The following is a 19,528-nucleotide window of genomic DNA, read 5'->3' as shown; positions in this document are numbered from 1 at the left end:
AACCTTTTCATAATTCTGCTATTGTCAAAGACTAAACATATGCTTAAAAATAGACAGGTGTTTATGAATAAAAGAGAAAAACAGATCCTCACAATTATTCGCAACGATCCTTTCATCCAACAGCATGTTATTGCTGATATGTTAGGCATTACCCGTTCTAGTGTGGCAGGTTATATTATGACGCTGACTCAAAAAGGCTATATAAAAGGAAAAGGGTATCTTTTATCGGAGAATAATCATGTTGTTGTCGTTGGTTCATGTAATATGGATGTGACCGGCTATTCAGATAAGCAATTAGTTTATGAAGATTCCAATCCCGGTAAAATTCGTTGTACACCTGGCGGTGTGGGGCGAAATATTGCTGAAAATTTAGCGCTATTAGGGCTTGATACCTACCTTGTTTCAATGATAGGTGATGATTTTTATGGTGCGCAACTTATCGAACATACTCGAAAGTCAGGCGTTAATATGGATCATTGCCATGTGATAAAAGGGGATCGTACTTCGACCTATCTTTCTTTACTTGATGAGTCAGGTGAAATGGTGATAGCTATTAATGATATGGATATTATTAATAAGTTAAACCCAAGCTTATTAAATGAATCAAAACAGTTAATTCAACATGCTAAATTACTGGTTATTGACTGCAATTTGCAACAAGAAGCGCTGACATGGTTGTTTAGTAATGCTGGCTCTATTCCGATTTTTGTTGATACTGTTTCAGCATTTAAATCCCATAAAATCAAAGATTGGTTATCATATATTCATACCTTAAAACCAAATCGTTTAGAGGCGGAAATTTTAAGTGGAATAAAAATCGAAACCAATGATGATATTCCTAAAGTAGTTGACTGGTTCCATCAGCAAGGTGTACAGCGAATTGCGATTAGTGCTGGAGCTGATGGCGTTTACTATAGTGAAATCGATGGTGATCGTGGTTGGTCCGCGCCAATTCCTACCGACATTGTCAGCGTAACTGGTGCTGGTGATGCGATGCTGGCTGGGCTTGTACAAGGTTATTTGGATGGACTGAGTTTTTATCAAAGTGTGAAATTTGGTCAAGCCTGTTCATCATTAACATTATCATCAGAATTTACTAATAATCCTAATTTATCAATTAATTGTGTTCAAAATATTTTGGAGTCCCTTTCATGAACAATATGTCTAAGTATAATCAATATCTTGATATTTCGCCTGAAGTCAAACGAGCGCTAGAAAATAATCAACCTGTCGTTGCTTTAGAATCTACTATTATTTCACATGGTATGCCTTATCCACAAAATGTGGAAACCGCATTAAAAGTGGAAGAAATTGTCAGAAAAAATGGCGCAATTCCTGCAACGATTGCGGTAATTAATGGTCGTTTAAAAGCGGGATTATCCAAAGATGAGATCACCATTCTTGGTAAAGAAGGGTTAAATGTAACAAAAGTGAGTCGTCGTGATTTACCTGTTGTTGTTGCCAATAAACAAAATGGTGCGACAACGGTTGCAGCTACAATGATTATTGCTGAATTAGCTGGTATTCGAGTTTTTGCAACCGGCGGGCTTGGTGGTGTTCATCGAGGTGCTGAGCATACCTTTGATATTTCAGCCGACCTTCAAGAACTCGCTAATACCAATGTTGCGGTAGTCTGTGCTGGGGCGAAATCAATTTTAGATTTAGGTTTAACGATGGAATATCTTGAAACATTTGGTGTGCCTGTGGTTGGTTATCAAACAGAAAAACTGCCATCGTTCTTTAGCCGAACTAGTCCGTTTGATGTTAGCGTAAAACTAGATAGCGCTAAACAGATTGCTGACATGATTAAAGTAAAATGGGATTTAGGTTTAAATGGTGGAGTTGTGGTTGCAAATCCTATCCCGACACAATATGCAATGGATGAAGCGTTAATTACGGCAGCAATTGAAAAAGCATTAAAAGAATCAGTTGAGCAAGGAATTAAAGGTAAAGAGACTACCCCATTCTTGTTAGCGAAGGTGGTTGAGTTAACTGGTGGTGATAGCTTAGAAGCAAATATCAATCTTGTTTTTAATAATGCAAAATTAGCATCTGAAATCGCGATGAGTTATTGCAATATTAAATAAAAAAGATGTATTGAGGCGCATTTTGATAGTCAGACTTGAGTGACTGATAGCGACATAAATATGTCAAAAAACCCCGTTCCTCAACTTTTTTGATAGCTATTAATGATCATATTTTCTCTATCTGTATGATAATTAATACTTGATGTTGATTAACTAACGGGGTATAATCCCGCCACTTTGTTTATTGTCTTTATGTAAGCAAATGAGTAAAAAGATATAATCTTTATGTAAAAATATTGAATTATATCAAAAATATTCCCGATTTGGGAATTACGAAAAAGAACGGATTACACTCTCCTGTCAATCGAAACAGGGCAAGAGGAGTAATCTTTTGTTATAACTTTTAAATAGTGGAGCTCTGGTCTCATGTCGAACCAAAGAATCCGTATTCGGTTAAAAGCGTTTGATCATCGTTTGATTGATCAATCAACTGCTGAAATTGTAGAAACTGCGAAGCGCACAGGCGCACAAGTTCGTGGTCCTATTCCATTACCGACACGCAAAGAACGTTTCACCGTATTGATTTCTCCGCACGTAAATAAAGATGCGCGTGATCAATATGAGATTCGTACTCACAAACGTCTAGTTGATATCGTTGAGCCAACTGAAAAAACAGTTGATGCTTTAATGCGTCTAGACCTTGCTGCCGGTGTTGATGTGCAGATCAGTTTAGGTTAATCCTAAGCTGAATGATTGAGAGGTCTAAACAATGATTGGTTTAATCGGTCGTAAAGTAGGAATGACACGAATCTTCACCGAAGAGGGTGTTTCTATTCCTGTCACCGTAGTTGAAGTTCAAAGCAACCGCGTTACTCAAGTTAAAACTCTTGAGAATGATGGTTATCAAGCTATTCAGGTTACTACTGGCAGCAAAAAAGCAAGCCGGGTAAATAAACCTGAAGCAGGTCATTTCGCTAAGGCTGGCGTTGAAGCTGGTCGTGGTCTATGGGAATTCCGTTTTGAAGAAGGCGAATATACTGTAGGTCAAAGCATTAACGTTGATATTTTTACAGACGTTAAAAAAGTTGATGTTACTGGAACATCTAAAGGTAAAGGTTTTGCTGGCGTAACTAAACGTTGGAATTTCCGTACTCAAGATGCAACACATGGTAACTCTTTGGCACACCGTGGTCATGGCTCTATCGGTCAAAACCAAACTCCAGGTAAAGTGTTCAAAGGTCGTAAAATGGCAGGTCACCTAGGTAATGAACGTGTAACTGTTCAAAACTTAGATATTGTGCGTGTTGATGCAGAACGTAACCTTTTATTAATTAAAGGTGCAGTACCAGGCGCAATCAATAGTGACGTAATTGTTAAACCGGCAATCAAGGCTTAACGTCGAGGAGATAGAGATGGAATTAGTAGTAAAAGACGCGCAAGCGCTTTCTGTTTCCGAAACTACCTTCGGACGTGAGTTTAATGAAGCGTTAGTTCACCAAGTAGTTGTTGCTTATGCATCTGCTGCTCGTCAAGGCTCTCGCGCACAAAAAACTCGTGCAGAAATCGCTGGTTCAGGCAAAAAACCATGGCGTCAAAAAGGCACTGGTCGTGCTCGTTCAGGTTCTATTAAGAGCCCAATCTGGCGTAGTGGTGGTGTAACATTTGCAGCAAAACCACAAGATCATAGCCAAAAAGTTAACCGTAAAATGTATCGTGGTGCATTAAAGAGTATTTTCTCTGAATTAGTGCGTCAAGAACGTTTAATCGTGGTTGAAACATTTACTGTTGAAGCACCTAAGACTAAATTATTAACTCAGAAATTAAATGATATGAACTTAAATGATGTTCTAATCATTACCTCTGAAGTTGATGAAAATCTTTTCTTAGCAGCACGTAACTTATATAAAGTTGATGTGCGTGATGTGGCAGGTATTGATCCAGTTAGTTTGATTGCATTTGACAAAGTGGTTATCACTGTTGATGCCGTTAAACAAGTAGAGGAGATGTTAGCATGATTCGTGAAGAGCGTCTGCTTAAAGTCCTGCGAGCACCACATGTTTCTGAAAAAGCATCTATTTCAATGGAAAAAACAAATACATTAGTATTGAAAGTTGCTAAAGATGCTACTAAGAGAGAGATTAAAGCCGCAGTTGAACAACTATTTGAAGTTAAAGTAGATGACGTAAATACTCTTGTTGTTAAAGGCAAAGTAAAACGTCGTGGTCAACAAATCGGTCGCCGTAGCGACTGGAAAAAAGCTTACGTTACTTTAGCAGAAGGTCAAAACTTAGACCTTGCTGGCGTCGCTGAGTAATTCGGAGGAGTAAGAACAATGGCAGTTGTTAAGTGTAAACCTACATCTCCGGGTCGTCGCCACGTTGTTAAAGTGGTTAACCCAGAGTTGCATAAAGGTAAGCCTTATGCACCGTTGCTTGATTCAAAAAGCAAAACTGGTGGTCGCAATAATAATGGTCGTATCACTACCCGTCATATCGGTGGTGGTCATAAACAACATTATCGTATTGTCGACTTTAAGCGTAATAAAGATGGTATTCCAGCAGTTGTTGAACGTTTGGAATATGATCCGAACCGTAGTGCAAATATTGCATTGGTTCTATATAAAGACGGTGAACGTCGTTATATTTTAGCGCCTAAAGGCTTAAAAGCAGGTGATCAGATCCAATCTGGTGTTGATGCATCAATTAAAACAGGTAACTGTTTACCGATGCGCAATATTCCAGTCGGTTCTACCGTGCATAATATTGAAATGAAACCAGGTAAAGGCGGACAACTTGCTCGCTCTGCTGGTAGTTATGTTCAAATCGTTGCTCGTGATGGTGCTTATGTAACATTACGTCTACGTTCAGGTGAAATGCGTAAAGTATTATCTGATTGCCGCGCCACTATTGGTGAAGTGGGTAATTCAGAACATATGCTTCGCGTATTAGGTAAAGCGGGTGCTTCGCGTTGGCGTGGTGTTCGTCCTACTGTTCGTGGTACAGCAATGAACCCGGTAGACCATCCACATGGTGGTGGTGAAGGTCGTAACTTTGGTAAACATCCTGTGTCTCCATGGGGTCAAAAAGCCAAAGGATTGAAAACGCGTAGCAACAAACGTACTGATAAGTATATTGTTCGCCGTCGCAATAAGAAATAATTAATATAGAGGATTAGCTATGCCACGTTCTCTCAAGAAGGGTCCTTTTATTGACCTACACTTGCTGAAGAAGGTAGAGAAAGCGGTGGAAAGCGGGGACAAGAAACCAATTCGTACTTGGTCCCGTCGTTCAACGATCTTTCCTAACATGATCGGTTTGACCATCGCTGTCCATAATGGTCGTCAGCACGTTCCAGTTTATGTTTCCGACGAAATGGTTGGTCATAAATTGGGTGAATTCGCGCCGACTCGTACTTATCGCGGCCACGCTGCGGATAAGAAAGCTAAGAAGAAATAAGTAGGAGAAAGAGATGGAAACAATTGCAAAGTACCGCCACGCTCGTTCTTCTGCACAAAAAGTTCGCTTAGTTGCAGATCTTGTTCGCGGTAAAAAAGTGTCTCAGGCACTTGATATTTTAACGTACACCAATAAAAAAGCGGCTGTACTGGTTAAAAAAGTATTAGAGTCTGCTATTGCTAATGCAGAGCATAACGATGGTGCTGATATTGATGATCTGAAAGTTGCGAAAATTTTCGTAGACGAAGGCCCAACCATGAAGCGTATTATGCCTCGTGCAAAAGGTCGTGCAGATCGAATTTTGAAGCGTACGAGTCACATCACCGTGATCGTCTCTGATCGCTAGGCTGGAGAATAGCAATGGGTCAAAAAGTAAATCCAAATGGTATCCGACTAGGCATCGTCAAGCCTTGGACATCTACATGGTATTCGGGTACAAAGACATTCGCTGATAATTTAGAAAGTGATTTTAGAGTGCGTGAATTCTTAAATAAAGAATTAGCACAAGCATCTATCTCTAAAATTGTGATCGACCGTTCAGCAGAAACTAACGTTCGCATTACTATTCACACTGCTCGTCCAGGTATTGTGATTGGTAAAAAAGGTGAGGACGTTGAAAAATTACGTAATGCCGTAGCTTCTATTGTCAATAAATACAAAGACAAAAGAGAGAAACGTGATGTTGCAGTACAAATTAATATTGCTGAAGTTCGTAAACCAGAACTTGACGCTAAATTAGTTGCTGACAGTATTACCTCTCAGTTAGAACGCCGTGTTATGTTCCGTCGTGCTATGAAACGTGCGGTTCAAAACGCAATGAAAGCGGGTGCTAAAGGTATCAAAGTTGAAGTAAGTGGTCGTTTAGGCGGCGCTGAAATCGCTCGTAGTGAATGGTATCGTGAAGGTCGTGTGCCTCTACATACTCTACGTGCTGATATCGATTATGGTACATCTGAAGCATTAACTACCTATGGTATTATTGGTGTTAAAGTGTGGATCTTCAAAGGTGAGATCCTTGGTGGTATGGCTGCCGTTGAACAAGCAGAAAAACAACCTGCTGCTCAACCGAAAAAGCAGCGCAAAGGCCGAAAACAATAAGGAGCGTCGCTGATGTTACAACCAAAGCGTACAAAATTCCGTAAAGTGCACAAGGGCCGCAATCGTGGTCTTGCTGTAAGTACTGACGTTAGTTTCGGTACATTCGGTCTTAAGGCTGTGGGTCGTGGTCGTTTGACTGCGCGCCAGATCGAAGCGGCACGTCGTGCAATGACTCGTGCAGTTAAGCGTCAAGGTAAAATCTGGATTCGAGTTTTCCCTGATAAACCAATTACTGAAAAACCACTTGAAGTGCGTATGGGTAAAGGTAAGGGTAACGTTGAATACTGGGTTGCTCAGATTCAACCAGGTAAAGTCCTTTATGAAATGGACGGTGTACCGGAAGAAGTTGCTCGTGAAGCATTTGCGTTGGCAGCTGCAAAACTGCCAATTAAAACCACCTTTGTGATTAAGACGGTGATGTAAATGAAAGCAAAAGAGCTACGCGAAAAAAGCGTTGAAGAGTTAAATACTGAACTTCTTAATTTATTACGTGAGCAATTTAACTTACGTATGCAATTAGCTGGGGGTCAGTTAACACAAACTCATATGTTAAAACAAGTGCGTCGTAATATTGCACGAGTTAAAACGTTATTAACTGAGAAGGCGGGTGCGTAATATGACTACTGAAGTAAAAATTCGTACTCAGCAAGGTCGTGTTATTAGCGACAAAATGGATAAATCTATTACTGTAGCTATTGAACGTAAAGTGAAGCATCCGTTATATGGTAAGTTCATTAAACGTACGACTAAATTGCATGTACATGATGAAAACAACGAGTGTGGTATTGGTGATACTGTTGAAATTAAAGAGTGTCGTCCATTATCAAAAACCAAATCTTGGACTCTTGTTCGAATCGTTGAAAAAGCAGTTAGTTAATCTTTTTTGATTAAAAACTGTACATAATTTAATAAACGGCTCATCGGCCGTTTATTTTATGCTATCCATTTTATTTGAGTGGTGTTATACTATGCGCCCTCACATATGTGGGTTTTTGGTTGTCTATTCTTATCCATGGTAGTTGAGGTGGATGAAGGTAGATTAGACAATAATTAATTTATACGGAGCATTAAAATGATCCAAGAACAGACTAGGCTCGATGTTGCTGATAACTCTGGCGCACGTAGCGTAATGTGTATCAAGGTTCTCGGTGGATCGCATCGTCGTTATGCAGCTGTCGGTGATATCATCAAAGTTACCATTAAAGAAGCAATTCCACGTGGTAAAGTGAAAAAAGGTGATGTACTTAAAGCTGTCGTCGTGCGCACTAGAAAAGGTGTTCGTCGTCCTGATGGATCTGTCATTCGTTTCGATCGCAATGCTTGTGTTATTTTAAATAATAACAGTGAGCAACCGATTGGTACGCGTATTTTTGGACCGGTCACTCGTGAACTTCGTTCTGAGAAGTTTATGAAGATCATTTCATTAGCACCAGAAGTACTGTAAGGAGCGGGTAATGGCAGCTAAAATCCGTCGAGAAGATGAAGTTATCGTGTTAGCCGGTAAAGATAAAGGTAAACGCGGTAAAGTAAAAAGTGTTTTGTCTACTGGTAAAGTGATTGTTGAAGGTATTAATTTGGTGAAAAAACACCAAAAACCAGTACCTGCATTAAATCAAGAAGGTGGAATTGTTGAGAAAGAAGCGCCAATTAACGTTTCTAACGTAGCAATTTTTAACCAAGATACAGGCAAAGCAGATCGCGTAGGCTTTCGTTTTGAAGATGGAAAAAAAGTCCGTTTTTATAAGTCTACTAATAAATTAATCAATTAAGTAATTTGGAGTGTACGATGGCGAAACTGCATGATTACTACAAAGCACAGGTAGTAAATAAACTGCAAGAACAGTTTGGCTACAAATCTGTCATGCAAGTCCCTCGGATCGAAAAGATCACCTTGAATATGGGTGTGGGTGAAGCAATTACTGATAAGAAATTATTAGATAATGCGGTTGCTGATTTAGCAGCAATCAGTGGTCAAAAACCACTTGTCACTAAAGCACGCAAATCAGTTGCTGGTTTTAAAATCCGTCAAGGGTATCCTATTGGTTGTAAGGTCACTTTACGTGGCGAACGTATGTGGGAATTTTTTGAACGTCTAGTTTATATTGCTCTTCCTCGTACTCGAGATTTTCGTGGCTTAAGCGCAAAATCTTTCGATGGTCGTGGTAACTATAGCATGGGTGTTCGTGAACAAATCGTTTTCCCTGAAATCGATTATGATAAAGTTGATCGTGTTCGTGGTTTAGATATTACTATCACAACTACTGCACAATCTGATGAAGAAGGCCGAGCTTTATTATCTGCCTTTAACTTCCCATTTCGTAAGTAAGGTAGGGCATAATGGCTAAACAATCAATGATTGAACGCGATAAGAAACGCGTAAAGCTAGCAGAAAAATATTTTGCAAAGCGTCAAGAATTAAAAGCGATTATCTCTGATCTTAATGCATCAGATGAAGATCGTTGGAATGCAGTGCTTAAATTGCAAACGCTTCCTCGTGATTCTAGTCCATCACGTCAACGTCGTCGTTGTCGTCAAACCGGTCGTCCTCATGGCGTCCTTCGTAAATTTGGTTTAAGCCGTATTAAGGTTCGTGAGTCAGCCATGCGTGGTGAGATTCCTGGTCTTAAAAAGGCAAGTTGGTAATCAGGGGAGTGTTATAGATGAGCATGCAAGATCCTATAGCAGATATGTTGACCCGTATTCGTAACGGTCAAGCTGCGAATAAAGTTGCAGTCACCATGCCTTCCTCTAAGCTAAAAGTGGCAATTGCCAATGTGCTAAAAGAAGAAGGTTATATCGGGGACTATAAAGTAGTTGGTGACACTAAACCAGAATTGGAAATCACTTTAAAATATTTCCAAGGTAAGGCTGTTGTAGAAAGTATTAAACGTGTTAGCCGTCCAGGTTTACGTATTTATAAACGTAAAGATGAATTACCAAAAGTAATGGCTGGATTAGGTATTGCAGTTATTTCTACTTCTAAAGGTGTTATGACTGATCGTGCAGCACGCCAAGCTGGTCTTGGTGGTGAAATTATCTGCTACGTAGCGTAAGGGAGAAAAAAATGTCTCGTGTTGCAAAAGCACCTGTCGTTGTTCCTGCTGGCGTAGAGGTAAAACTCAATGGTCAGGTAATTACGATTAAAGGTAAAAATGGCGAGTTATCTCGCACAATAAATAATGCTGTTGTAATTAATCAAGAAGAAGGTCAAATTAAATTTGCACCTCGTGACGGCTTTGCTGATGCTTGGGCTCAAGCAGGTACAGCTCGTGCATTGATTAATGCAATGGTAATTGGTGTTACTGAAGGTTTTACTAAAAAACTTCAGCTAGTTGGTGTCGGTTATCGTGCACAAGTTAAAGGTAATGCAATTGGTTTATCTCTTGGATATTCACATCCAATTGAACATCAATTACCTAAAGGTGTAACAGCTGAGTGTCCTTCTCAAACTGAAATCGTACTAAAAAGTGCTGATAAACAGTTAATCGGACAAGTGGCAGCAGATATCCGTGCTTATCGTCGTCCTGAACCTTATAAAGGTAAAGGTGTTCGTTACGCAGATGAAGTTGTGCGTACTAAAGAAGCTAAGAAAAAGTAAGGTAACACTATGGATAAGAAATCAGCTCGTATCCGTCGTGCAACTAAAGCGCGTCGTAAGATGCATGAACTACTTGCAACTCGCTTAGTAGTTCACCGTACTCCGCGTCATATTTATGCGCAGATTATCGCACCAAACGGATCAGAAGTACTGGCAGCCGCTTCTACATTAGAAAAAGCTATCAGTGAAAGTTTAAAATACACTGGAAACAAAGATGCCGCAGCAGCAGTTGGTAAAGCAATTGCAGAGCGTGCATTAGCGAAAGATATCAAAGAAGTTTCTTTTGATCGTTCAGGTTTCCAATATCATGGTCGAGTTCAGGCGCTAGCAGATGCTGCTCGCGAAGCTGGCCTACAGTTCTAAGGTAGGAGTTAAAGATGTCAAACATCGAAAAACAAGCTGGTGAACTGCAGGAAAAATTAATCGCAGTTAACCGAGTCTCTAAAACCGTAAAAGGTGGTCGTATTTTTAGTTTTTCTGCACTAACTGTTGTTGGTGACGGTAATGGCCGCGTAGGTTTTGGATATGGTAAAGCACGTGAAGTGCCAGCAGCAATCCAAAAAGCAATGGAAAAAGCACGTCGCAATATGATCAATGTTGCGTTAAACAACGATACTTTACAGCATCCAGTTAAAGGTGCTCACACAGGTTCTCGTGTTTATATGCAACCAGCATCAGAAGGTACTGGTATTATCGCCGGTGGTGCGATGCGTGCTGTATTAGAAGTTGCTGGTGTTCGTAACGTTCTAGCTAAAGCATATGGTTCTACAAACCCAATTAACGTGGTTCGTGCAACGATTGATGGCTTAGAAAATATGAAATCTCCAGAAATGGTTGCTGCTAAGCGTGGTAAAACCGTCGAAGAAATTTTGGGGTAATTAGCCATGGCAAAGACAATTAAAATTACACAAACTCGTAGTTCTATTGGTCGTCTACCGAAGCATAAAGCAACGTTAGTTGGTTTAGGATTACGTCGTATTGGTCATACTGTTGAACGTGAAGATACACCTGCAATTCGCGGTATGGTAAACCAAGTTTATTACATGGTTAAAGTTGAGGAGTAATAGTAATGCGTTTAAATACTTTATCTCCTGCTGAAGGTTCAAAGCATGCACCTAAGCGCGTAGGCCGTGGAATCGGTTCAGGGCTTGGTAAAACTGGTACTCGTGGTATCAAAGGTCAAAAATCTCGTTCAGGTGGCGGCGTTCGTCGTGGCTTTGAAGGTGGTCAAATGCCTTTATATCGTCGTTTACCAAAATTTGGTTTTACCTCACGTAAAGCTATGGTAACAGCACAAGTTCGTCTTTCAGATTTAATGAAAGTTGAAGGTGATATTGTTGACCTAAATAGCTTAAAAGTTGCTAATGTGATTAATTCACAAATCGAATATGCAAAAATCATGTTATCTGGTGAAATTTCTAAACCAGTAACAGTTCGTGGTATTCGAGTAACTAAAGGTGCTAAAGCTGCAATTGAAGCTGCTGGCGGAAAAATTGAGGAATAATTAGAAAGATGGCAAAGCAACCAGGATTAGATTTTCAAAGCACACGAGGCGGTAGTAGTGAGCTTAAAAGACGTTTATTATTTGTGCTTTTAGCGCTTATTGTTTTCCGTCTTGGTTCTTACGTTCCGGTTCCTGGTGTTGATACTAAAGCGTTATCGGACTTACTACAAGCATCATCTAATGGTATTGTTGGTATGTTCAATATGTTCTCTGGTGGTGCTTTAAGCCGTGCTTCAATATTTGCTTTAGGGATAATGCCTTATATTTCTGCATCAATCATTGTGCAGTTATTGACATCAATTAATCCTAAATTAGCTGAATTGAAGAAAGAAGGTGAATCAGGTCGTAAGAAAATTAGCCAATATACTCGTTATGGCACACTAGCTTTAGCGATTGTACAAGCAGTCGGTATTGCGACTGGTTTACCGAATATTCCGGGTTATAGTCAAGTTGTGATTAATCCAGGATTTTCTTTCTATTTTATTGCATCGGTTAGCTTAGTTACTGGCACTATGTTTCTTATGTGGTTGGGTGAACAGATCACAGAGCGCGGTGTAGGTAATGGTATTTCTATCATTATCTTTGCTGGTATTGTGGCAAGTCTTCCTCATGCGATATATGAAACAATTGAACAAGCTCGTTCTGGTGATTTGCATCCGATTTTATTATTAGTAATCGCTGCATTAGTGGTTGGTGTGACTTACTTTGTCGTTTTTGTTGAACGTGGTCAACGACGTATTGTTGTTAATTACGCTCAAAGACAACAAGGTCGTCGTGTGTATGCCGCACAAAGTACGCATTTACCTCTTAAAATTAATATGGCAGGTGTAATTCCAGCAATATTTGCTTCAACAATTATTATGTTACCATCAATGATGGCTTCTTGGTTTCAAGGAAATGGTGAAGGATGGAGATATATCTTTGTTCTCATTGGGCAATATTTCTCTCATGATCAACCGTTATACATAATCTTTTTTGCAGCTGCGATTATTTTCTTCTGTTTCTTCTATACCGCATTGGTTTTCAATCCGAGAGAAACAGCAGATCAGTTAAAAAAATCTGGTGCATTTATTCCAGGTATCCGTCCAGGTGAACAAACATCTAAGTATATTGATAAAGTAATGACACGTTTAACGCTAATTGGCGCTATCTACATTACTTTTGTATGTTTGGTACCAATGTTTATGACAAGTGCGATGAAAGTTCCAGTTCAATTTGGTGGAACATCTTTATTAATTGTGGTTGTTGTAATCATGGATTTTATGGCACAAGTACAGACTTTAATGATGCCAAATCGTTATGAGTCAGTGTTAAAGAAAGCGAACCTTAAAGGCTACGGCCGATAAGTTAGCCAGAAGTTACGGAGAAAAACATGAAAGTTCGTGCTTCAGTCAAGAAATTATGCAGAAATTGTAAAATCATCAAACGCAATGGCATCGTTCGTGTTATTTGCATTGAAGGTAAACACAAACAACGTCAAGGTTAATATTATTTAACTGCGAAATTGAACTTTTGCATATTTTACTTGCCAAAGTATAGTAAAGCTGGCTAGAATAGCCAGCCTAAAATTTTTTTGTAGATCCGCCGTTTGAGTATCCTGAAAACGGGCTTTTCAGTATGGTGGATTTGCTGAACATTAACAATAAAGGAGTGCATAGTGGCCCGTATAGCAGGCATTAACATTCCTGATCAACAACATACTGTTATTGCGTTACAAGCAATTTATGGTATCGGTAATACCCGTGCTAAGACAATTTGTGCTGAAGCTGGTATTCCTGAACATGTTAAGATCAGAGAACTATCTGAAGATCAGATTGAAAAGTTACGTGAACAAGTCGCTAAATTCACTGTTGAAGGTGATTTACGTCGTGAAGTAACTATGAGTATCAAGCGTTTATTAGACCTTGGTTGTTATCGTGGTGTGCGTCATCGTCGTGGACTTCCTGTCCGTGGTCAACGCACTAAGACTAACGCTCGTACCCGTAAGGGACCGCGTAAGCCAATCAAGAAATAATTGAGGTGATAATAAATGGCAAAGACACCTGTTCGTACACGTAAACGTGTTAAAAAGCAAGTTTCTGATGGTATAGCTCATATTCATGCATCATTTAACAATACAATCGTAACAATTACCGATCGTCAAGGTAATGCGTTGGGTTGGGCAACCGCTGGTGGTTCTGGTTTCCGTGGCTCTCGTAAGTCAACTCCGTTCGCAGCTCAAGTAGCAGCAGAGCGTTGTGCAGAAGCCGTAAAAGACTACGGAATTAAGAATCTAGAAGTTATGGTAAAAGGACCTGGTCCTGGTCGTGAGTCAACAATTCGTGCATTAAATGCAGCGGGTTATCGCATCACTAATATTACTGATGTTACTCCGATTCCTCATAACGGTTGTCGTCCACCAAAGAAACGTCGTGTTTAATTTTTTATTAAACATTGAATGTTTATAGGATTATTGGAGAAAAAAAATGGCAAGATATTTGGGACCAAAGCTCAAATTAAGTCGTCGTGAAGGTACAGATTTATTCCTTAAGTCTGGCGTCCGAGCGGTTGACAGTAAATGTAAGTTAGAACAAGCTCCTGGACAACATGGTGCGCGTAAACCGCGTTTATCAGATTATGGTGTTCAGTTACGCGAAAAACAAAAAGTTAGACGTATTTATGGAATTCTAGAACGTCAATTCCGTAATTACTACAAAAATGCAGCGCGTATTAAAGGTAATACAGGTGAAAACTTGTTAGGTCTTTTAGAACGTCGCTTAGATAACGTTGTTTATCGTATGGGATTCGGTGCAACTCGTGCTGAAGCTCGTCAATTAGTTAGTCATAAAGCTGTTCTTGTTAATGGTCACGTTGTTAACATCGCATCTTATCAAGTTTCACCTGAAGATGTGATTAGTGTTCGTGAAAAATCTAAAAAACAAGCACGTATTAAAGCCGCTTTAGAGTTAGCTGAACAACGTGAAAAACCAACATGGTTAGAAGTTGATGCTAGCAAAATGGAAGGTGTGTTCAAACGCTTACCAGAACGTTCAGATTTATCTGCTGACATCAACGAACATTTGATCGTCGAACTTTACTCTAAGTAAAGTTTAGCACTTAAGAGAGGACATAATGCAGGGTTCTGTAACAGAGTTTTTAAAACCTCACCTAGTTGACGTTGTTCAATACAGCCCAACTCATGCAAAAGTGACTTTAGAGCCACTTGAGCGTGGTTTTGGACATACTTTAGGTAATGCACTACGCCGCATTTTATTATCATCTATGCCGGGATATGCAGTGACCGAAGTTGAAATTGACGGTGTTCTGCATGAGTATAGTACTAAAGAAGGCGTTCAAGAAGATGTGCTTGATATTCTGCTTAATTTGAAAAAATTAGCAGTACGTGTACATACTAAAGATGATGTTATGCTGACTTTAAATAAATCAGGGGTAGGTGCGGTAACTGCATCAGATATCACTCACGATGGTGATGTTGAAATTGTAAATCCTGATTTAGTAATTTGTCATCTTACTGATGCCAATGCTTCAATTAGTATGCGTATTCGTGTACAACGAGGACGTGGTTATGTCCCTGCTTCTGCTCGCGTTAAGTCAGAAGATGAAGAGCGACCGATTGGTCGTCTATTAGTTGATGCATGTTATAGCCCAGTCGAGCGTATCGCTTATTCTGTCGATGCGGCTCGTGTGGAACAACGTACCGATTTAGATAAATTAGTTATTGATATGGAAACTAATGGTACGATTGATCCTGAAGAGGCTATTCGTCGTGCTTCAACTATTTTGGCTGAACAACTTGAAGCTTTCGTTGATTTACGTGATGTACGTCAACCTGAAGTTAAAGAAGATAAACCGGAATTTGATCCGATTCTTCTACGTCCAGTAGATGATCTCGAATTAACTGTTCGGTCTGCTAATTGCTTAAAAGCAGAAGCAGTTCATTATATTGGTGATTTAGTACAACGTACCGAAGTTGAGTTACTTAAAACCCCTAATCTTGGTAAGAAATCACTTACTGAAATTAAGGATGTGCTCGCATCTCGTGGTTTGTCTTTAGGCATGCGTCTTGAGAACTGGCCACCAGCAAGTATTGTTGAAGACTAAAATAAAATTTATATAAGAAGGATAAAGTTATGCGCCATCGTAAAAGTGGTCGTCAACTGAACCGAAATAGCAGCCATCGTCAAGCAATGTTTCGTAACATGACTAGTTCACTTGTTGAACATGAAATCATCAAAACTACATTGCCTAAAGCAAAAGAGTTGCGTCGTGTTGTTGAACCGTTAATTACGCTAGCCAAAAGCGATAGCGTAGCTAATCGCCGTTTGGCTTTTGCTCGTATCCGTGATAAAGATACAGTGAAAAAATTATTTTCAGATTTAGGCCCACGTTTTGCTACCCGTCCTGGCGGTTATGTACGCATTTTAAAATGTGGTTTCCGTGATGGAGATAATGCTCCAATGGCTTATATTGAATTAGTTGATCGCCCTGCTGTAGAAGCAGAAGCAGCAGCTGAATAAATAATTAATTAAAGCTTAAAATTAAAACCGGCTAATGAGCCGGTTTTTTATTAGCTAATTATTATAGATTTAACTACCAAAGTTTAATATAAGTACCAGCAATTTTAAGCGGGATGGCAAATGATATAGCCACCATTTTGTCCGTAATTAGTAGGAATTCTTCAAAACATTTTAATGCTATAAGTTAATAATGTGGAGGCGGAGTTTCTTCTGATAAACTTGCTATGTTCGATGTTTGGGTTGCTTGTAATTTTTGTGATAATAACGTTAATTGTTCTTTAAGTTTGCTGATATCGGCCTGTAGATTAACCACCATTTGATTTAATTCTTCAATGGTCATCTCTTGAAATGCAACTTTTGTTTCTAATAATTCCAATTGTTGGTTCATAGTCTGTTACTTAATGGCTATTTAATTTTATATTGTAAGTAAAAGTTATTATAAAATCCATCCTCGTTCCGCAAAAGAGACGTATTCACCTTTACCAATGACGAGATGATCGATAACACGGACATCAATTAATTCACAAACTTGTTCGATTTTTTTAGTTAATGCACGATCAGCTTGACTTGGTTCAGCTAAGCCTGAAGGATGGTTATGTGCTAAAATTAATGCTGCCGCATTGTATTGCAAGGCTTTTCTAGCGACTTCTCTAGGGTGAACCTCAACGCTGTTGTATGTTCCTACAAACATCTCCTCACAATTAATGACGTGATTCTGGTTATCTAGAAAAATAACCATAAAAATTTCACGATCTTTATCCATTAAACGATTAGCTAGATAATGATGAGTTAAAGTAGGTGATGTAAGATAATTTTCTTTGGTCATTTTAACTTTTAAATAACGATGAGATAGTTCAACCACCGCTTTCAATTGAGTATATTTAGCTGTTCCCAAACCTTCTTTTTTACAAAATTCATCATGACTTGCATTCATTAAATGGTAAAAGGAACCGAATTCATTTAATAATTTTTGGGATAACGTTAATACTGGTAAATTACGAGTTCCCGTACGTAAAAAAAGAGCAAGTAATTCAGCATCTGACAGCGCTTCAACACCAAATTGTAATAATTTTTCTCGTGGCATCAAAAGTCTGCATTGTGTTGACATAATTATGGTATTCCCATTTTTTTTAAAATGAGATTATTGATTAATTTTTATAAATTGATAACGAAACAGATGAAAAGTTGTGAAATGGTTCGCAAAGATCGAGACTATTTTACAAAAAAAGCGCTAATCAGCGCTTTTAAAATTCTATTTTATTTAAATATTAGTGACATCCGCAACTGCCGTTTCCACCGCCACAACAACCGCTTTCTTCATCATCGTCATGATCATCGTGACCACCACAACCACAGCCACCATGTCCATGATCGTGTGCACCATGAATATGACCATGAGATATCTCATCAGGTGTCGCTTCACGAATAGCAAGCACTTCAACATTAAAATTTAAGTCTTGGCCAGCTAACATATGGTTACCATCAATAGTAACGGTATCGCCATCAATAGCCGTGATTTCAACGGGTAAAGAACCTTGGTCAGTATCAGCAAAAAAACGCATACCAACTTCGAGGTCATCAACTCCAACAAAAACATCACGCGGTACATTTTGTACCAATGCATCGTTAAAATCACCATAAGGGTTAACTAATTCCACATCAAATTTATCACCAACTTGATGGCCTTCTAACGCATTTTCAAGGTCTTGTAATAAGTTTCCTGCACCTTGTAAATATTCAAGTGGCGCAGCTGCTGTAGCTTCATCAACTAACACGCCATCTTTTGTACGAACTTTATATGCTAAACTTACAACTGTATTTTTTGCTATTTTCATGTTTTCTCCAACAAACTGTTACTGAGCAAATAATGTTAAATTTTAACGGAAAAAAACGCTTCTGTATGCTATTTTCTTTGTAATTTAGGAAGTTTTAATATTATCTTAGTTATTGATGCGATTTTGGTTTAAAAAAATAACTTTTAACTAATAAATAATCGTTGGATAGCTAATTGAAATCAATTAAGCTGATAATAATAAGTTTAATAAAATTTATAAAAAAAGTTGAGGAGAGGGGTTTTTATGTTAGAAATTAATGATTATTTTGATGGGAAAGTGAAGTCTATAGGTTTTGAAAATGGCTCAACGGGTAAAGCCTCTGTTGGTGTGATGATGCCTGGCGAATATGTTTTTAGTACCAATAATCCAGAAGAAATGACAGTGATAACTGGTTCGCTCAAAGTTTTATTACCTACTGCAACTGATTGGCAAATTTTTGAAGCAGGGCAGATTTTTCATGTCGCCAAAGAGAGTCAATTTGATGTGCAAGTCAGCGAGACAACAGTTTATTTGTGTCGTTACTTAGCAAAATAGGCATTCATATTAAATCTAAGAAAGCTTAATCATTGATAGATTTGCTTTTATGCAATAAAAAAGGCTAATTTTACAATTAGCCTTTCATTAAAATATTTTACTATATTACTTAAGTTCTAATTCATTCATCGCTGCGATACTAAAGCCACCATCAACATGAATGACTTCACCCGTAATACCTGACGATAAATTTGAACATAAGAATGCAGCTGAATTACCTACGTCTTCAATGGTTACTGTACGACGAATAGGGGTTACTGATTCACAATGTGATAACATCTTTTTGAAATCTTTAATTCCTGATGCAGCTAAAGTACGAATAGGGCCAGCAGAAATTGCATTTACACGAATACCTTCAGGTCCCATTGCATTTGCCATATAACGTACATTTGCTTCTAAAGATGCTTTAGCAAGACCCATAACGTTATAATTAGGAATTGCACGTTCAGCGCCTAAATAAGAAAGAGTGACTAATGCTGAGTCAGGATTTAGCATTGAACGACAAGCTTTAGCCATAGCAACAAAGCTATAAGAGCTAATATCATGTGCGATGGCAAAACCTTCACGAGTTACCGCATTAACATAATCACCATCTAATTGATCACCAGGAGCGAAGGCGATTGCATGAACAAAACCATCGAATTTATCCCAAGTTTTAGCTAGCTCTGTAAATAATGTTGTGATGCTTTCATCATGCGCAACATCACAAGGTAAAACGATTTTAGAATTAAAATCAGCAGCAAACTCTTCAACACGGCCTTTTAATTTTTCGCTTTGATAAGTAAAAGCTAATTCTGCGCCTTCACGGTGCATCGCTTTTGCAATACCGTATGCAATAGAACGATTACTTGCAACGCCGGTAACCAGTATGCGTTTACCTGTTAAAAATCCCATAAATTGTTCCTCTAATATTTTTTACTATATATTCTAGAATGCTGATGATTATATGTTGATATAGTT

General features: G+C 38.7%; 35 protein-coding genes. 31 read left to right on the top strand and 4 right to left on the bottom strand.

Annotated elements, in window-relative coordinates; translation table 11 throughout:
- The first annotated feature begins 63 nt into the window (after positions 1-63).
- The 30 genes from A9G07_RS09775 to rplQ all read left to right on the top strand — a co-directional run bounded on the left by A9G07_RS09775 (position 64) and on the right by rplQ (position 16,199).
- Positions 64-1,155 carry a PfkB family carbohydrate kinase gene (locus A9G07_RS09775; RefSeq protein ID WP_176713968.1) on the top strand — a complete coding sequence of 364 codons (1,092 nt, stop codon included), beginning with the start codon at positions 64-66 and terminating at the stop codon, positions 1,153-1,155.
- Complete coding sequence (locus A9G07_RS09770) at positions 1,152-2,087, top strand: pseudouridine-5'-phosphate glycosidase (protein WP_065734974.1); 936 nt, start codon at positions 1,152-1,154, stop codon at positions 2,085-2,087. The genes A9G07_RS09775 and A9G07_RS09770 overlap by 4 nt, the downstream gene beginning before the upstream one ends.
- Before the next feature lie 366 nt (positions 2,088-2,453).
- Complete coding sequence (rpsJ, locus tag A9G07_RS09765) at positions 2,454-2,765, top strand: 30S ribosomal protein S10 (RefSeq protein ID WP_006120582.1); 312 nt, start codon at positions 2,454-2,456, stop codon at positions 2,763-2,765.
- A gap of 31 nt (positions 2,766-2,796) precedes the next feature.
- Entirely contained in the window at positions 2,797-3,423 is a 627-nt protein-coding gene (gene rplC, locus A9G07_RS09760; RefSeq protein WP_034902384.1) for a 50S ribosomal protein L3, read from the top strand.
- A gap of 16 nt (positions 3,424-3,439) precedes the next feature.
- Entirely contained in the window at positions 3,440-4,042 is a 603-nt protein-coding gene (gene rplD / locus A9G07_RS09755) for a 50S ribosomal protein L4 (protein WP_065562944.1), read from the top strand.
- A complete protein-coding gene (rplW, locus tag A9G07_RS09750; protein ID WP_034885052.1) occupies positions 4,039-4,341 on the top strand; it encodes a 50S ribosomal protein L23 in 303 nt (100 codons plus the stop codon). Before rplD ends, rplW begins: the two co-directional genes overlap by 4 nt.
- An 18-nt stretch (positions 4,342-4,359) precedes the next feature.
- Positions 4,360-5,184 carry a 50S ribosomal protein L2 gene (rplB, locus tag A9G07_RS09745; RefSeq protein WP_065562943.1) on the top strand — a complete coding sequence of 275 codons (825 nt, stop codon included), beginning with the start codon at positions 4,360-4,362 and terminating at the stop codon, positions 5,182-5,184.
- 19 nt (positions 5,185-5,203) lie between these two features.
- Positions 5,204-5,482 (top strand): 30S ribosomal protein S19, encoded by a 279-nt coding sequence (gene rpsS / locus A9G07_RS09740; protein ID WP_024496505.1) that lies wholly within the window; start codon positions 5,204-5,206, stop codon positions 5,480-5,482.
- A gap of 13 nt (positions 5,483-5,495) precedes the next feature.
- Positions 5,496-5,828, top strand: a complete 333-nt coding sequence (gene rplV, locus A9G07_RS09735) for a 50S ribosomal protein L22 (RefSeq protein ID WP_034884235.1) — start codon at positions 5,496-5,498, stop codon at positions 5,826-5,828.
- A 14-nt stretch (positions 5,829-5,842) separates the two neighbouring features.
- Complete coding sequence (rpsC, locus tag A9G07_RS09730; protein ID WP_065562942.1) at positions 5,843-6,580, top strand: 30S ribosomal protein S3; 738 nt, start codon at positions 5,843-5,845, stop codon at positions 6,578-6,580.
- A gap of 12 nt (positions 6,581-6,592) precedes the next feature.
- Entirely contained in the window at positions 6,593-7,003 is a 411-nt protein-coding gene (gene rplP / locus A9G07_RS09725) for a 50S ribosomal protein L16 (RefSeq protein ID WP_025314389.1), read from the top strand.
- Complete coding sequence (rpmC, locus tag A9G07_RS09720; protein ID WP_034902373.1) at positions 7,004-7,195, top strand: 50S ribosomal protein L29; 192 nt, start codon at positions 7,004-7,006, stop codon at positions 7,193-7,195.
- A 1-nt stretch (position 7,196) separates the two neighbouring features.
- Positions 7,197-7,457 carry a 30S ribosomal protein S17 gene (rpsQ, locus tag A9G07_RS09715; RefSeq protein WP_025314391.1) on the top strand — a complete coding sequence of 87 codons (261 nt, stop codon included), beginning with the start codon at positions 7,197-7,199 and terminating at the stop codon, positions 7,455-7,457.
- 195 nt (positions 7,458-7,652) lie between these two features.
- A complete protein-coding gene (gene rplN, locus A9G07_RS09710) occupies positions 7,653-8,024 on the top strand; it encodes a 50S ribosomal protein L14 (RefSeq protein WP_025314392.1) in 372 nt (123 codons plus the stop codon).
- A 10-nt stretch (positions 8,025-8,034) separates the two neighbouring features.
- Positions 8,035-8,349: a 50S ribosomal protein L24 gene (gene rplX, locus A9G07_RS09705; protein ID WP_034884230.1), complete on the top strand. Its 315-nt coding sequence runs from the start codon at positions 8,035-8,037 to the stop codon at positions 8,347-8,349.
- Between the two features lie 17 nt (positions 8,350-8,366).
- A complete protein-coding gene (gene rplE / locus A9G07_RS09700; protein WP_025314394.1) occupies positions 8,367-8,906 on the top strand; it encodes a 50S ribosomal protein L5 in 540 nt (179 codons plus the stop codon).
- Positions 8,907-8,917: 11 nt separating this feature from the next.
- Complete coding sequence (rpsN, locus tag A9G07_RS09695; protein WP_025314395.1) at positions 8,918-9,223, top strand: 30S ribosomal protein S14; 306 nt, start codon at positions 8,918-8,920, stop codon at positions 9,221-9,223.
- A gap of 17 nt (positions 9,224-9,240) precedes the next feature.
- Positions 9,241-9,633, top strand: a complete 393-nt coding sequence (gene rpsH, locus A9G07_RS09690; RefSeq protein WP_034884228.1) for a 30S ribosomal protein S8 — start codon at positions 9,241-9,243, stop codon at positions 9,631-9,633.
- A gap of 11 nt (positions 9,634-9,644) precedes the next feature.
- Positions 9,645-10,178 (top strand): 50S ribosomal protein L6, encoded by a 534-nt coding sequence (gene rplF, locus A9G07_RS09685; protein WP_065562941.1) that lies wholly within the window; start codon positions 9,645-9,647, stop codon positions 10,176-10,178.
- A 9-nt stretch (positions 10,179-10,187) separates the two neighbouring features.
- On the top strand, positions 10,188-10,541 hold the full coding sequence (gene rplR / locus A9G07_RS09680; protein WP_025314398.1) for a 50S ribosomal protein L18: 354 nt from the start codon (positions 10,188-10,190) through the stop codon (positions 10,539-10,541).
- Positions 10,542-10,555: 14 nt separating this feature from the next.
- Positions 10,556-11,056: a 30S ribosomal protein S5 gene (rpsE, locus tag A9G07_RS09675; RefSeq protein ID WP_025314399.1), complete on the top strand. Its 501-nt coding sequence runs from the start codon at positions 10,556-10,558 to the stop codon at positions 11,054-11,056.
- 6 nt (positions 11,057-11,062) lie between these two features.
- On the top strand, positions 11,063-11,242 hold the full coding sequence (gene rpmD / locus A9G07_RS09670) for a 50S ribosomal protein L30 (protein WP_025314400.1): 180 nt from the start codon (positions 11,063-11,065) through the stop codon (positions 11,240-11,242).
- 5 nt (positions 11,243-11,247) lie between these two features.
- A complete protein-coding gene (gene rplO / locus A9G07_RS09665) occupies positions 11,248-11,682 on the top strand; it encodes a 50S ribosomal protein L15 (protein WP_065562940.1) in 435 nt (144 codons plus the stop codon).
- 8 nt (positions 11,683-11,690) lie between these two features.
- Positions 11,691-13,028 (top strand): preprotein translocase subunit SecY, encoded by a 1,338-nt coding sequence (gene secY, locus A9G07_RS09660; RefSeq protein WP_065562939.1) that lies wholly within the window; start codon positions 11,691-11,693, stop codon positions 13,026-13,028.
- Positions 13,029-13,054: 26 nt separating this feature from the next.
- The gene (gene rpmJ / locus A9G07_RS09655; protein ID WP_034884218.1) at positions 13,055-13,168 is read left to right on the top strand and encodes a 50S ribosomal protein L36; all 114 of its coding nucleotides are present in this window, start codon (positions 13,055-13,057) and stop codon (positions 13,166-13,168) included.
- A gap of 171 nt (positions 13,169-13,339) precedes the next feature.
- Positions 13,340-13,696, top strand: a complete 357-nt coding sequence (rpsM, locus tag A9G07_RS09650; protein WP_034884217.1) for a 30S ribosomal protein S13 — start codon at positions 13,340-13,342, stop codon at positions 13,694-13,696.
- Positions 13,697-13,711: 15 nt separating this feature from the next.
- Positions 13,712-14,101: a 30S ribosomal protein S11 gene (gene rpsK / locus A9G07_RS09645; protein WP_025314405.1), complete on the top strand. Its 390-nt coding sequence runs from the start codon at positions 13,712-13,714 to the stop codon at positions 14,099-14,101.
- Between the two features lie 46 nt (positions 14,102-14,147).
- Complete coding sequence (gene rpsD, locus A9G07_RS09640) at positions 14,148-14,768, top strand: 30S ribosomal protein S4 (protein WP_065558591.1); 621 nt, start codon at positions 14,148-14,150, stop codon at positions 14,766-14,768.
- A gap of 25 nt (positions 14,769-14,793) precedes the next feature.
- On the top strand, positions 14,794-15,783 hold the full coding sequence (locus A9G07_RS09635) for a DNA-directed RNA polymerase subunit alpha (RefSeq protein ID WP_065562938.1): 990 nt from the start codon (positions 14,794-14,796) through the stop codon (positions 15,781-15,783).
- A 29-nt stretch (positions 15,784-15,812) separates the two neighbouring features.
- Positions 15,813-16,199, top strand: coding sequence for a 50S ribosomal protein L17 (gene rplQ / locus A9G07_RS09630; protein ID WP_034884211.1), 387 nt, complete (start codon positions 15,813-15,815; stop codon positions 16,197-16,199).
- A gap of 184 nt (positions 16,200-16,383) precedes the next feature.
- Here the strand turns inward: rplQ and A9G07_RS09625 are convergent, their stop codons facing one another.
- From A9G07_RS09625 to slyD, 3 genes are all read right to left on the bottom strand, one after another.
- Positions 16,384-16,587: a SlyX family protein gene (locus A9G07_RS09625; protein WP_065734973.1), complete on the bottom strand. Its 204-nt coding sequence runs from the start codon at positions 16,585-16,587 to the stop codon at positions 16,384-16,386.
- Positions 16,588-16,635: 48 nt separating this feature from the next.
- Positions 16,636-17,307: a RadC family protein gene (radC, locus tag A9G07_RS09620; RefSeq protein WP_065734972.1), complete on the bottom strand. Its 672-nt coding sequence runs from the start codon at positions 17,305-17,307 to the stop codon at positions 16,636-16,638.
- A gap of 160 nt (positions 17,308-17,467) precedes the next feature.
- On the bottom strand, positions 17,468-18,034 hold the full coding sequence (gene slyD, locus A9G07_RS09615; RefSeq protein ID WP_065562935.1) for a peptidylprolyl isomerase: 567 nt from the start codon (positions 18,032-18,034) through the stop codon (positions 17,468-17,470).
- A 243-nt stretch (positions 18,035-18,277) separates the two neighbouring features.
- Here slyD and ppnP point away from each other — a divergent pair, with 243 nt between their 5' ends.
- Positions 18,278-18,568, top strand: a complete 291-nt coding sequence (ppnP, locus tag A9G07_RS09610) for a pyrimidine/purine nucleoside phosphorylase (protein ID WP_065562934.1) — start codon at positions 18,278-18,280, stop codon at positions 18,566-18,568.
- A 105-nt stretch (positions 18,569-18,673) separates the two neighbouring features.
- Here the strand turns inward: ppnP and fabI are convergent, their stop codons facing one another.
- On the bottom strand, positions 18,674-19,462 hold the full coding sequence (gene fabI, locus A9G07_RS09605; protein ID WP_065562933.1) for an enoyl-ACP reductase FabI: 789 nt from the start codon (positions 19,460-19,462) through the stop codon (positions 18,674-18,676).
- Positions 19,463-19,528 lie beyond the last annotated feature (66 nt).

It is taken from the genome of Gilliamella sp. wkB72 (assembly GCF_001693745.1).
GTDB lineage: Bacteria > Pseudomonadota > Gammaproteobacteria > Enterobacterales > Orbaceae > Gilliamella > Gilliamella apicola_E.
This window is presented reverse-complemented; position numbering and strand designations above follow the sequence as displayed.